This is a genomic window from Afipia sp. GW822-FHT03D08 (assembly GCF_058801645.1).
Window position 1 is genome coordinate 1419981 of the sequence record NZ_JBXANK010000001.1, and the last position, 13094, is coordinate 1433074.

The following is a 13094-nucleotide window of genomic DNA, read 5'->3' on the forward strand; positions in this document are numbered from 1 at the left end:
CCCTGCCCTCAGCGCCGCGGCGCGAGTTCGTGGAGGACACCGCCGAAGTAGTCGAGGTAAGTTCCCATCATGGTGGCGATGATCGCCGCCAGGATCAGGAAGCCGCCGAGAATCGAAAGCGGCACGCCGACAAAGAACACCTGCATCTGTGGCATCAGGCGCGCCAGCACGCCGAGGCCGAGGTTGAAGACCAGACCGAACACGATGAACGGCGCTGACAACTGGATGCCGATCTTGAAAGCCGTCGCGAAGGCCTTGGTCGCCAGCGCCGCGACGTCGCCGCTCGACATCAGTTCGCCCGGCGAGAATGCGTTGTAGCTCTCGCTCAGCGCCGCGATCACCAGATGATGCATGTCGGTCGCGAACAGCAGCGTCAGCCCGAGCATGGTCAGGAAGTTGCCGATCAGCGCACCTTGCTGGCCCTGCGTGGGGTCGATCGTGGTCACGAAACCGAGGCCGAGTTGCTGGGCGATGACCGAACCGGCCACGGCCAGTGCGGAGAGCGTGACGCGCGCGGTAGCGCCGAGCACCACGCCGATGATGATTTCCTGAACCATCAGCACCAGCAGCGGCGCGATGGAGGTCATGCTGACGGTATAGGCATTGCGATGCAGCGGCAGGAGAATGAGCGTGAGCGCCAGCGCGATGCCAAGGCGGACCCGGACAGGAATATTGGCTTCGCCGAATCCGGGCAGCAGCATCACCATGGCGCCGATGCGGGCGAACACCAGCATGAAGGCCGCAGCAAGCGCCGGAAGCAGCGAGATGTCGATACGCATGGAAGACCTGCTCCGAGAAGACCTGCCCCGCCCCTGAACGACGTGTCCCTGAACAAGTCCCCGATCATGCGCTAGCCGCCGATGATTCGCGACGATATCCGCAGCATCTGGCTGTTCAGCGCGTCCGCCATGAACGGCAACGCCAGAACAAGTGTGACGAAGATTGCGAGAATCTTCGGCACGAACACCAGCGTCTGCTCCTGAATCTGCGTCAGCGCCTGCACCAGCGAGATCGCGACGCCGACCACGAGGCCGACGATCAAAAGCGGCGACGACACCTTCACGATGGTCCAGATCGCATCGCGCGAGACGTCGAGAACTTCAGCACCTGTCATTTCAATCCCCCGCCCGCAGGCATTTCAAAAGCCAGAATCAGATCGGCATCCGCATGATATCTTCGTAGGACTGGATCACCCGGTCGCGCACCGAGACCAGCGTCGACACCGCGACGTCGGTTTCGGCCACCGCGGTCACGACATCCATGACGTTGGCCTTGCCCTGCGCCATCGCGATGGTCTGCGCGTCGGACTTGCGCCCCGCATCCATCACGCTGCCGAGGCTTTCCTTGAGCAGTGCGCCGAACGATACCCCGCCGGTGTCACCAACCTTGGCGCCGCCAGCGGCTCCGCCGGCTGATTCCATGATTTTCGCAAGGCTTGCATAGGCATTGGCAGCGACTGTTGGCGAAGCCATGAGTTGATTCCCTTTTGTCAGGCCTTGAGAATATCGAGGGTGCGCTGGATCATCCGGCGCGTGGCGGAGATGATGTTGAGGTTGGCTTCATAAGATCGCTGCGCTTCGCGCATGTCGGTCATTTCGACCAGCGAGTTCACGTTAGGGTATTTGACGTTGCCGTTGGCGTCCGCCGCCGGATTGCCCGGCTCGTGCTTGATGCGGAATTCCGAATTGTCCGGCTTGATCTTCCCCAGCGTCACGACGCGCGAATCGAGCGTGCGATCGAGCTCGGAGGAGAACGTCGGCACCTTGCGGCGATATGGATCGCCGCCCGCGGTCTTTGCGGTCGAATCCGCGTTGGCGATGTTTTCCGAAATCACCCGCATCCGGCCTGCCTGCGCGCGCAGAGCGGACGTCGCGATGCTCATGGACCTGAGAAAATCGTTGCCGTCGCTCATGCTTTGGCTCTCCTAGGCGGGGTCATGCGCGTTACCGCTTTCCGATGGCGGTCTTCAGAAGCCCGAGGCTGCGGGTGTAGAGCGCGGTCACCGCCGCGTAGTCGCCCTGGTTGGCGGAGACTTTCAGCATCTCGTCCTCGAGATTGACGGCATTGCCCGCGGGCCGCGTCGCGTAGCCGCCGCGGTTGCTTGAGCTGAAATTCTCGCTGACGCCGGTCGCCTGGATGTGCCCGGCGCTGGTGCGCGCCATGGACAGCGACGGCATCGCGCCAGTCACCGGGCCCGCGCCGCTGCTGTCGAACTTGGGTTCCACCAGGTCGCGCGGCTTGAAATTCGGCGTGTCGGAATTTGAGACGTTGTCCGCAAGCACCCGCTGCCGCTCCTGATGCCACTGCATCTTGGTGCGAAGCGCGGACAACATCGGAAGATCGGTGATCGCCATCGGCCAGCCCTCAACCCGAAGCGCAGCGCCTCAGGTAGGCAGAATTTGCCGTGTGTATGGTTAATAAGGAGTTAAGAACCGGCCGGACCCAATTTCGCCATGAATGGCCTTCAACGGACAAGTCATTGAAGTACCGGCAGAAGAACTATTTCGGCCCGCCGCGCTTTAATAGGGTACTGATCCGCCGGCGGCAGCATTTGCCGCCAAGAATTAACCGGTAGCGCGCACTTAGCACTCAATTCGTCCCAAACTGCTTGTTTCGCGGCCAGTGACCTGCGAATCTGGCATAGATGCGAGTGTTGTTTGACGGGGACAGGACATGCCGCAAACGCTTTGGTTCTTCATCGCCTTCGTCATCGTTCTTGCGTTGATCGGAGTGGCCGCTTGGCTGGTTCGCCGGTTTGGCGGAAGCAGTCTCGGCGGTTCCGGAGCCAGCCGGGGACGCATGCCCCGGCTCGCCGTGATCGACGCCGCGGCGGTCGATGGCCGCCGCAGGCTGGTGCTGGTCCGGCGCGACAACGTCGAGCACCTGTTGATGATCGGCGGCCCCGCCGATCTCGTGGTCGAACCCAATATCGTGCGCAGCATGCCGCAGCGCGACCAGGCAGCGCCGCGCGGGCCTGTGGGAACCGAGCTTCCGCCACGTCTGGCGCCTGATGCCGGTTGGTCCGACAGCGAAGCCCCCCATGCCGACACATTTGAACATCGCGAGCCCCTCGCGCCTGAATCGCCGCCGCGCCCGGTGCGCGCGCCCCATTTCGACGACACCCGCCGCCCTGCGGCTCCCCTGCCCGAACGGCACAGCCCCGATGTGATGCCGAGCTTCACGCCGGAACCGATGATCCGTCCGGAGCCCTCGCTGCGGCCCGAACCGATGCTGCGTTCGGAGCCTCGCGCAATCCCGCGAAGCGAGCGCAGCGAACCGTTGCCACCGCGCTTGCCGCGCTCGGGCGACGCTCCGAAAGCGCCGCCGCTGCCGCCGCGTCCGCCGGCGCGTCCCGCCGCCGATCCTTCGCTGTCATCGGCCGATCAGAATCTTGCCGATATGGCGCAGCGGCTCGAAGCCGCCCTGCGCCGCCCCGGCGGCGAACCGCGCCTTGATACCGCGCCGTCGATCGGCCCGGTCGAGCGGCCGGGCGCGCCACCGGTTGCTCCCGAACCGATGGGCAACCGGCCGGCGCCCCGTTCCGAAGGCGCTCCGCGTCCGCCAGTGCCGCCGGCGCCTCCGCCGCCGCCCACTCCGAAGGCTGCGTTTGAGAATCTCGAAGACGAGATGGCCAATCTCCTCGGCCGTCCAAAGCCTCCCGCGTGAGATCCTCGACATCACCGCGTAGAGTTTTATTTTTTGCCAGTCTTGTCGCCGCCGCCGGGTTCCTGATCGAACCCGCGGGCGCGCAGGATATCAGCATCAATCTGGGTCAGGGCAACGGCGGCGTCACCGAACGCGCGATCCAGTTGATCGCGCTGCTGACGGTGCTGTCGATCGCGCCGTCGATCCTGGTGATGATGACGTCGTTCACCCGCATCGTGGTGGTGCTGTCGCTGCTGCGTACGGCGCTGGGCACCGCGACTGCGCCGCCGAACTCGGTCATCATCGCGCTGGCGCTGTTCCTGACCGGTTTCGTGATGGGGCCGGTGCTGCAACAGGCCTACGACGACGGCATCAAGCCGCTGGTCGCCAACCAGATCACCGTCGAGCAGGCGTTCGAGCGCGGCACCGTGCCGCTGCGCAGCTTCATGCAGAAGAATGTGCGCGAGAAGGATCTCAAGCTGTTCATGGATCTGTCGGGCGAGCCGCCTGCCGCGTCGCCGGAGCAGATGTCGCTGCGTATCCTTGTCCCCGCCTTCATGATCTCCGAACTGAAGCGCGCGTTCGAGATCGGCTTCCTGCTGTTTCTGCCATTCCTGATTATCGATCTCGTCGTCGCATCGGTCCTGATGTCGATGGGCATGATGATGCTGCCGCCAGTGGTGGTGTCGCTGCCGTTCAAGCTGATCTTCTTCGTACTGGTGGACGGCTGGTCGCTGGTGGCAGGCAGCCTCGTGCAAAGCTACGGCGGCGGGTGATGTCAGCGTGCCCACTTACGTCATTGCGAGGAGCGCAGCGACGAAGCAATGCAGCTTTTGTTCTTGGGATTTGTTCCTGGGAAGAGTGGATTGCTTCGCCTCACTCGCAATGACGAGATAACAATCACCGCCCAGACTTCACCCGTTTCAATCCAGTGATCTCGGGCAGACTGCCCGTCGGATTCGGATCGGCCTTGATTTCCGGCGGCAGCTTGGCGCGCGCCATGGCGTCGGGAAAACGGGCCTTCATCTCGCGCAGGAAGCCATCGAGCGTGTCGATGGTCGCCGCCATTTTCGCAATCCGGGCAAAGTCGGCGCTGTTCGCCGTCGCCGGCTGCGATGCCACGTCAAAGGCCGCGCGGTCGCCGCCGTCCATCTTCGGACTGTACTTCTCGCGGAACCGGGCAAGGCCGATGGCATCCTCCGCCAGCGCATAACCGATCACGGCGCGAATGACGTCGCTCTTCTCGGTGGGCGACAGCGGCTGGAAATCGCGCCAGCGATCGCCATAGAGCAATTCGATCTGTTCGGCGGATTCGCGCCAGCGCCGCGAAGCCCAGTAAATATCCGACCGCAGCCGGACCGCTTCACGGCCGCCGACGTTCGAGATGATGTCGAGCGCCAGATCGTGTCGGCCGATGTCGCTCTGCGCCCGCGCCTCGAGCAGCAGGCGCTGCTGGCGAATCTCGCCGGCCAGATCGGCGATTCGCGTGGTGCGCAGCGCGGTAATAGCGCGCTCGGGCTTGCGGTTCATCAGATAGACCATCGCCAGCCGTGAGGCGACCTGCGCGCGGGCCGAACCTTCAAGCCGGTGATCGATCTGGTATTGCAGCAGTTCGCCCGCCTGCTCCAGCAGATCGACCGCGACAAGACGATCCGCCAGACGCCGGATCATCTCGTCACCGCGGCGGCCGATCGGCGTCAGATCGCGAAACTCGTAGAACATCGCAAGGGCTTCGACAGGCGGAAGGTCGTCCCCCCTGGCGCCGTTGTAGATCTGTTCGAACATCGCCGACGCATCGTCCTGCATCTTCCGCGACGCTTCGGAGTTCGGTTGCAGCATGGTCGCCGTGCGCACGGCGCTGAAGGCCTCCTGATAGCGCCCCTTGGCCGCGTAGAGCCGGCTCAGCATTTCCAGCGTCTTCACCTCGATGGAATCGCCGCGCCAGGTGACTGAAATGGCTTCAAGGTCGCGAAGCGCGTCATCATCGCTGATCTCGCTACGCTTCTGGCGCAGTGCAATCTGGCGGACCTGCGCCTCGACCGCGGACGGGCGATCCGCTGATCCTGCGGCCGCCTGGAACGCAGCCAGCGCATCCTGATCGCGGCTAAGCGCTTCGGCGAGCCGTCCGCGAAGCAGAGCGATCGCCGCTGTCTGCTCGGGACCGACGCCGACAACATCCAGATCGTTACTCCGCACCCCTGCGCCCGGATAATCCCTCACCTCCAGCGACGCGCGAAACGCATCCGCGATCACGATCCGCTGCAGATCGAGCGGCAGCGCCGTGATGGCGAACTCGACGTTCTTGAACTTCTCGCGTGCCTCGGCCCATTTTTCCTGCCGCGCCAGCGCGAGCGCCTTCCATAGCTGGGAATCGACATTCGCCGTCACCAAGGGATTGTTGAGGTCGGCCATCGCAAGTGCAGGACGTCCCGCCAGCGTGCTGGCGACCGCGTGAACGGTCAGTGACGGCGCGTCTTCCTCGCCCGGTTTGATCTCGGAAAACGCCAGGTCGAGAACGCCCTTTGCTTCGGGATACATCCCGCGCGCGAGATAGAACCGCGCCAGATCGACATGGACCGGCAAGCGCGCCGTTCCGGTTGCCTGCGCGGCCTTGGTCAGAAATTTGTTGCGCGTCGGGATGAACTCGGCGTTCTGATAGTCGCGCCATTCGGTGACATCGAAGACCGGGCGGATCAGCGACGCGGCGCGCTCCGGCGCGGATGTCGCGGTCGATAGCGTCAATCCTCCGGGCCGGGTCAGGGTCAGGGTGTCGGAGGATATGCCCGCAGTGATGTCGTCGGACTTCTGCTGGATGACGACGCCGTGGATCGATTCCAGCAGCGAGAATTCAACGAAGTCCTGGCGCTTGATGAAGCCGCGCGCCGGCGCACCGGCGGTCATCACCAGCAGGAGATCGCCGGCATCAGGATCGTTCAGGCGATGAAGCTGTCCGGGCTTCGCGAGGCTGACGCTGACGCTGGCGCGGCCCGGATCAGCCATGTTGCGCGTGGCGATCAGCGGCTGTTGCGGCGGCAGCGCCTTGTCGGCAAGCACGAGGGTCCATGCGCGCTCGTCTCCGATCAGGTTTGCGAGCTGCGGACGGTTCAGGCGGATCCGCAGCGCGCGGCCCTTCGGCAGATCGACCGGCTCCACGTCGGCGACAATCCATCCGCCGTCACGGCGGACAGCACCGGTATCGATCGCCTGATCGGTGTCGAACACCAGCCAGATCGAGTCCGAACGGCGAAACACCGCCGCGGCGGTGGGAGTGCTGAACGGAAATGTCAGACGGAGATCGTCACTGGTCAGTCTTGCCTCAACCGTCACCCCGGCTGCGGGTTTGGCCGTCGCGACTTCGGGCGGCGGTGCCTTCACGGCGGGCGGCGAAGCCACCGGCGGCACCTTCACTGGCGCGGGCGCTTCCGCGACCACAGCCGGAGTCGGCGCTGGCGCGGCGGGCTCCGGCTTTGCGATCACCGCCTCCGTCTTGGCCTCGGGCGATGGCGCAGGCGGCTTGGCGTCGACTGGCTTGACGTCCGGCTGTTTGACCTCGGGCGGCTTTATCTCGGACGGCTTGGCGTCCGGTTTCATCAGCCGCGCGATCTGTTCGGACGTCGGCTGCGCGAACTCGCTCGCCTTGTCACCGGGGACAGAGGATTTCGCCGGCGAAACGGTTTGCGGCTTCTGCGACGGCTCGAAAGCAACATCGACGACGTAGTTCTTGTCCTCGCGGAACGAATGAATATCCGCCTCGCCGACCAGCGCAATATCGACGCGCGACGCCTCGCCGTCGATCTTCTGATTGATCGAGGTGATGTTCGCGGGCATCGCGATCTTGGCGTCCGCGAGATCGAAGACCAGCGGCGCTGTGAACGACAGCGTGAACTTTTCCGTTCCCAGCGACGATGACACATTCACGCCATCGGGCATCTCGAAGACAAACCGGACGAAGGTCGGCTGAACCGATGCCCGCACGCGAACCGGCGGGCGCTTCTTCGCCTCATCGGCGATCTTCTGAATCCGCAGCGCCCGTTCCGCTGCCAGCGCGCGCTCGGACAGTTCTTTCACGACCTCGGCCGGCAATGCCGGCGGAAGGCCGACCCATTTCTCGGGCAACAGGTCGATGAACACGCGCTCGCCCGCGGTCATCACATTGACGCTGACTTTCTGCGTCAGCGCCATGCGGATCGCGGTCCCGTCAGGATCGCGGCGAACCGATCCGACATAGGCTGGCGCGGAATCCGCCAGAAGATCGATGGGAACATCGACGGAGTTCTTGAACTGAATGACCAGGATCGCGCCCGCGACAATGACCTCGGTCGGAACGTCTTCCTTGAACTTGAGAATCAGGCGCGCGTAGCCGGGCTGCGCCGTCAGCGTCGCCTCGCCTTTCACAGGATCAGCCGGAGCGGCTTCCGCAGCGATGGAAAGGCAGGACAACAGGACAGCCAGCGCAAACGCCGATGGCCGCAGGCCGCGACGAAGCCTGTCCGCGAAAGACCGGGCTTTCGAGCCGGACTTGCGGACGGGCTTGTATATGCCGGCGGCCTTGCAGGACATTCCCAACACGCCTCAGTTACGGCCTTGCGCTTGCGGCCTGCCCTCGATCTTGGGCAAGTCGTTCGCGGATGACATTTTATCTCCAGTCGCGCGGCGTGCCATTTCGACCGTCAGCCGCTCGGCGGCTTCCGGCTGCATCTGCCCCATGATGTCGGACATCTTGCGTGGCGCAATTTGCGAAGCGATCTCGAACAGCACCGACAGTTCGAGCCGGTCGAACACCTTCGCGGCGTCCTTCGGCTTCATGGACTCGTACATCGTCACGAGCCCCTTGAACCGTGCCGCCTCCACCTCGCTCTTTTGCTGTCCGGCAACGGACACCCGCGCCTCGGTCGCCTTCATCTCCTCGATCTTGCCTTCGATCCGCTTTTCGGCGGACTTCATCAGGCTTTCCCGGATCTCGATTTCGCGTGCGCGAGCTTCAATCTCCTGCCGCCGTGACTGAAGGCTTTCGAGAACCGCTCGTTCAGACGCCGTCACCGCGCGGTTCGGATCGGGATAGACCACCTTGCCATCCGGGATCGGCGCGGCTTCCGGAGCCGCCACCACCGGCTTCTCTTCCTTCTTGGCTGCGACCGAGCCGGTGATGTCCGACGCATCGATCTTGCCCGGCGACGGGAAGTTGAACGTGTCCTGCGCCCATGACTTCGGCTTCGGCGTGTCGTTCAGAATGTATCCGCCGTCGAGAAGCAGGCCCGATACCTTGAGCACGACCAGACAACAGGTCGCGATCAGCAGTATCGGAATGATCCGGATATCGCGAAGAAGCGCTTTCATGCAGCCAGACCAGTGGCCTTTCGCCGTTCGGAGAACGCCTGGGCGGCGGCGAGCAGGGTCTTCGCATTCGACGGCTTGTGCGCCGCGGGTGCCTCGGCTTCCGCCTCGGTTTCCGGCTCAGGGGTGGAGGGCCGTGCCGCGAGCGCGATCTGCGTCAAACGGTTGAGGATCGCCTCGCCGGCCATCACCTGCTTGCTGAGCTTTGCTGACAGCGCAGTTCCAGCGTTCAGTTGCGCCCCGAGGTTTTCGTCGCATTCGCGCACAGTCACCTTCAGGCCCCCGATCGCGCGTTCGGCGATTTCGGTTGCCGTAATCAGTTCGGCGATCATGCCGCGCATCGACTGCTCGTCGGCCCGGAGCCGCTTGAGCCGCCGGTTCAGCAGCATGCAATAGCCGATCGTGAGCAGAAGCAGCACCGCGACCAGGCTCTCGATCACCAGTCCGAATGAGTGACTCATTGTGCCTCCATCAGTTTGGTTTGCTCGTCTTGCTTCTCAAACATCGCGTAAGTTGTGTGCGGCTTGCGCAGCGGCTTGGTGACGCGGATGGCGACACGGTCGCCGACGCGTCCCATCCGGCCCTCGCTGAGCGGCACGTCGCCGCAGCGGACGGTGACCAGCGCATCGGGACGAACGTTGAGCGGCAGGGTGTCGCCGACCTTCAGCATCATCAGTTGCTTCAGCGGAATGTTGGCTTCGTACAGCACGGCATCGACGGCGATTTCCGCCCGCGCGATCTCGGTGGCCAGATGGCCTTCCCAGATCGGATCACGGCCGAACTTTTCACCCATGAACATCTGCAACAGCACGTCGCGGATGGGCTCGATGGTGGCGTAAGGCAGCAGAAGCTCGATATTGCCGCCGCGGTCTTCCATGTCGATCCGCAGGCGGACCAGGATGGCGGCGTTGGCGGGCCGGCTGATGGCGGCAAAGCGGGGATTGGTCTCAAGCCGGTCGATGGTGAAGGTCACGGGCGAGAGCGGCCGGAACGCCTGCTCGGCATCCGCGAGCACGACTTCGACAAGGCGCTTGACGAGATTGGTTTCGATCGTGGTGTAGGGACGGCCTTCAATGCGCAGCGATGGCTGTCCGCGGCGGCCGCCGAGCAGCACGTCGATGATCGAATAGATCAGGCTCGAATCGACGGTGAACAGGCCGAAGTTCTCCCACTCCTCGGCTTTGAACACCGAGAGCACGCAGGGCAGCGGGATCGAATTGAGATAGTCGCCGAAACGCACCGACGTGATGCGGTCCAGCGAGACTTCGACGTTGTCGGAGGTGAAATTGCGCAGGCTCGTCGTCATCAGCCGCACCAGGCGGTCGAACACGATTTCGAGCATCGGAAGGCGCTCGTAAGACACCATCGCGGAATCGATGATGGCGCGAATGCCGGAGTTCTCGTCGATATTGAGCTCGCCGTCGCTGAAACCGAGCAGGTTGTCGATTTCTTCCTGCGACAGGACGCGCTCGCCACCGGCCTTGCCGATTTCAAGATTGCGGCTGCCGTCGTCGACCATGGCGGCCCACTGCTCGGCCATGGTTTCGGTAAGCGTGTTGGCTTCCGCCTCAGCCGCAGCCGCGGCCGGGTCTTCAGAATCCAGCGCGCCTTCCCATTCGGCGGCTAGCGCATCCTGATCGACATCATTGTTATCGCCCGGAGACATGATTCAACTTCCGTCCGTCACTGAACGACGATTTCCTTGAACAGCACAGCGTTCACCTGACTGGGCGAGATCGCAGCGTTGACGCGGCGCGTCAGCTCTTCCTTCAGGCGAAACAATCCGATCGATCCGTTGAGATCGGTCGGACGCAGTTCGCGCATATAGGTCTGAAACAGGTCCATCACGCGCGGCATGGTCGGCTGGATCTGCGCCACCAAGGGCTGATCCTTGACCTCGAGCACGACCTTGACCTTGAGATACTGAACCCGCTCGCCCGGCGCGTTCGCGAGATTGACCAGGACCTCGGGCACATCGAGGAACACCGGCGGCTTCGGCGGCGGAGCAGCCGCGTGCTCCTCCTTGCCGTGTCCGCCCATAAAGAAGAACCAGCCACCCCCGGCCAGCAGGAGCACCACCACCGCGGCGCCGCCAATCATAATGAGTTTGCGTTTGCTCTTCGGAGCCGCGGTTTCCGCGCCCTCCTCCACCTGATCGTCGTCTGCCATTGCCCCCGCCCGCAGTCCTGGGATGGGCTCGATGCTGCCGAACTGGCTTTAAATGACGCGATACAAAGGCCGCCGGCGCGTGAGCGCCCTGTTTGAGCACCGTACGGACGCAATGGTTAACGAAATCTTTCTTTTGCTCTCCAGGTGGGAAAATTTTGCCGGGGCAACATGGTCAACAAGAGGTTATTGCCGACTCCCCGCGGCGCCCCAAATCAATAACAAATTGAAATTACTTGTATTTTTGAGTTGGCACACCTCTCGCATTGTAAGCGATGAACCGCGGCTTGGGAGAGCCTCAACGGTTCGCACGATCCGCGTCACGCCTTGGGAGAGGCACGGCGCGGCTCAACAAGGGGAGATTGGCCGATGGAGAATACGCTTCTCGTCGCTTTGTCGCGGCAGATGTCGCTTGAGCGGCAGATCGACATCATTGCCAACAATGTGGCCAACACCAACACCAATGGTTTCAAGGCCAACAAGTCGCTGTTCGAGGAATACCTGAACACGGGCGCGCACGAGGACAACTTCTCGGTTCGCGACCGCCGCGTCAGCTTCGTCCAGGACCGCACCGCCTATCACGATTTCACGCAAGGTCCTGCTGAGAAGACCGGCAACCCGCTCGACGTCTCGATCGACGGCAAGGGCTTCATCGCGGTGCAGACCCCGCAGGGCGAGCGCTACACCCGCGACGGCTCGTTCCAGATCAACGCCCAGGGCCAGCTTGTCACCACCGGCGGCAACATCGTGCTTGGCACCAACGGTCCGATCGTGTTCCAGCCGACTGACAAGGAGATCGTGATCTCGAGCGAAGGCACGGTCACGGTGCGCGAAGGCATCGTGACCCAGTTCGACTCCATTCGCGGCAAGCTCAAGCTGGTGAAGTTCGACAATCCGCAGCAGCTCCAGAAGGAAGGCGCGAACCTGTATTCGGCGCCGGCCGGCACCGTGGCCCAGCCTGACCTCGCCTCGCGCTTCAATCAGGGCTTCGTCGAGAAGTCCAATGTCAGCGCCGTGGCTGAAATGACCCGCATGATGGAAGTCATGCGCACCTATCAGTCGGTCGCCTCGCTGATGCAGCAGCAGAATGACCTCCGCAAAACCGCACTCCAGACACTCGCCGACGTTCCGGCATAAGGAAACTGATCCATGCGCGCACTTTACACAGCAGCGACCGGGATGGCGGCTCAGGAGCTCAACGTCCAGGTCATTTCCAACAACATCGCGAACCTGCGCACCACCGGCTACAAGAAGCAGCGCGCGCAGTTCCAGGATCTCATCTACGAACACGTCAAGCGCGTCGGCGCGCAGGCGTCGGATCAGGGCACCATCCTTCCGGTCGGCATCGATATCGGCGGCGGCGTCAAGACCGTCGGCACGCCGCGCCTGATGACACAGGGCACGCTCAATCCGACCGGCGGCGATCTCGATATCGCCATCCGCGGCGAGGGTTACTTCAAGATCCAGATGACCGACGGCACCTACACCTACACGCGGGACGGCTCGTTCACGACCGACGGCCAGGGCCGAGTGGTAACGGCACAGGGCAACCCGGTGCAGCCGACCATCACGATCCCGCAGAATTCATCGCAGCTCACCATCAACCAGCAGGGCCAGGTGTCGGTCATGACGCCGGGCTCGACCACGCCCACCGTGGTCGGCCAGATCGGTCTGACCCGCTTCATCAACAAGGCCGGCCTGCAATCGATCGGCGATAACCTGTTCACCGACACGCCGGCTTCCGGCCCGCCGCAGGACGGCCTCGCCAATGCCGACGGCTTCGGCGACATGCAGCAGCGCAATCTTGAATCGGCCAACGTCGAGGTGGTTTCGGAAATCTCCGACCTGATCGCCGCGCAGCGCGCCTATGAGATGAACGCCAAGGTCGTCAGCGCCGCAGATCAGATGATGCAATCCACCACCGGCATGTTCCGCTAAGGGAGAGAGTG

Annotated in this window: 14 protein-coding genes; 4 read left to right on the forward strand and 10 right to left on the reverse strand. The window is 63.4% G+C overall.

Going from position 1 to position 13094, the window contains the following annotated elements:
* Positions 1-8: 8 nt before the first annotated feature.
* The 5 genes from fliR to flgB all read right to left on the reverse strand — a co-directional run bounded on the left by fliR (position 9) and on the right by flgB (position 2354).
* Complete coding sequence (fliR, locus tag AC1RM7_RS07115) at positions 9-779, reverse strand: flagellar biosynthetic protein FliR (RefSeq protein ID WP_006021412.1); 771 nt, start codon at positions 777-779, stop codon at positions 9-11.
* Between the two features lie 71 nt (positions 780-850).
* Entirely contained in the window at positions 851-1114 is a 264-nt protein-coding gene (gene fliQ / locus AC1RM7_RS07120; protein ID WP_006021413.1) for a flagellar biosynthesis protein FliQ, read from the reverse strand.
* A gap of 37 nt (positions 1115-1151) precedes the next feature.
* On the reverse strand, positions 1152-1472 hold the full coding sequence (gene fliE, locus AC1RM7_RS07125; RefSeq protein WP_006021414.1) for a flagellar hook-basal body complex protein FliE: 321 nt from the start codon (positions 1470-1472) through the stop codon (positions 1152-1154).
* 17 nt (positions 1473-1489) lie between these two features.
* Positions 1490-1912, reverse strand: a complete 423-nt coding sequence (gene flgC / locus AC1RM7_RS07130) for a flagellar basal body rod protein FlgC (RefSeq protein ID WP_006021415.1) — start codon at positions 1910-1912, stop codon at positions 1490-1492.
* 31 nt (positions 1913-1943) lie between these two features.
* The gene (flgB, locus tag AC1RM7_RS07135) at positions 1944-2354 is read right to left on the reverse strand and encodes a flagellar basal body rod protein FlgB (protein ID WP_024918945.1); all 411 of its coding nucleotides are present in this window, start codon (positions 2352-2354) and stop codon (positions 1944-1946) included.
* A 319-nt stretch (positions 2355-2673) separates the two neighbouring features.
* Between flgB and AC1RM7_RS07140 the strand changes: the two genes are divergently transcribed.
* Positions 2674-3666: a flagellar biosynthetic protein FliO gene (locus AC1RM7_RS07140; protein ID WP_024918944.1), complete on the forward strand. Its 993-nt coding sequence runs from the start codon at positions 2674-2676 to the stop codon at positions 3664-3666.
* Positions 3663-4421 carry a flagellar type III secretion system pore protein FliP gene (gene fliP, locus AC1RM7_RS07145; protein ID WP_024918943.1) on the forward strand — a complete coding sequence of 253 codons (759 nt, stop codon included), beginning with the start codon at positions 3663-3665 and terminating at the stop codon, positions 4419-4421. The genes AC1RM7_RS07140 and fliP overlap by 4 nt, the downstream gene beginning before the upstream one ends.
* A 124-nt stretch (positions 4422-4545) precedes the next feature.
* Here the strand turns inward: fliP and AC1RM7_RS07150 are convergent, their stop codons facing one another.
* Genes AC1RM7_RS07150 through fliL form a run of 5 tightly spaced genes read right to left on the reverse strand, consistent with a single transcriptional unit; the run spans position 4546 to position 11148 of the window.
* Complete coding sequence (locus AC1RM7_RS07150; RefSeq protein WP_024918942.1) at positions 4546-8205, reverse strand: hypothetical protein; 3660 nt, start codon at positions 8203-8205, stop codon at positions 4546-4548.
* A 12-nt stretch (positions 8206-8217) separates the two neighbouring features.
* The gene (locus AC1RM7_RS07155) at positions 8218-8982 is read right to left on the reverse strand and encodes a MotE family protein (protein ID WP_006021420.1); all 765 of its coding nucleotides are present in this window, start codon (positions 8980-8982) and stop codon (positions 8218-8220) included.
* Positions 8979-9440 carry a DUF6468 domain-containing protein gene (locus AC1RM7_RS07160; RefSeq protein ID WP_024918941.1) on the reverse strand — a complete coding sequence of 154 codons (462 nt, stop codon included), beginning with the start codon at positions 9438-9440 and terminating at the stop codon, positions 8979-8981. The genes AC1RM7_RS07155 and AC1RM7_RS07160 overlap by 4 nt, the downstream gene beginning before the upstream one ends.
* A complete protein-coding gene (fliM, locus tag AC1RM7_RS07165; RefSeq protein WP_006021422.1) occupies positions 9437-10645 on the reverse strand; it encodes a flagellar motor switch protein FliM in 1209 nt (402 codons plus the stop codon). The genes AC1RM7_RS07160 and fliM overlap by 4 nt, the downstream gene beginning before the upstream one ends.
* A 17-nt stretch (positions 10646-10662) precedes the next feature.
* The gene (gene fliL / locus AC1RM7_RS07170; RefSeq protein ID WP_024918940.1) at positions 10663-11148 is read right to left on the reverse strand and encodes a flagellar basal body-associated protein FliL; all 486 of its coding nucleotides are present in this window, start codon (positions 11146-11148) and stop codon (positions 10663-10665) included.
* Positions 11149-11514: 366 nt separating this feature from the next.
* Here fliL and flgF point away from each other — a divergent pair, with 366 nt between their 5' ends.
* Positions 11515-12282, forward strand: coding sequence for a flagellar basal-body rod protein FlgF (gene flgF, locus AC1RM7_RS07175; protein WP_024918939.1), 768 nt, complete (start codon positions 11515-11517; stop codon positions 12280-12282).
* Positions 12283-12294: 12 nt separating this feature from the next.
* Complete coding sequence (gene flgG / locus AC1RM7_RS07180) at positions 12295-13083, forward strand: flagellar basal-body rod protein FlgG (protein ID WP_006021425.1); 789 nt, start codon at positions 12295-12297, stop codon at positions 13081-13083.
* Positions 13084-13094: the final 11 nt, after the last annotated feature.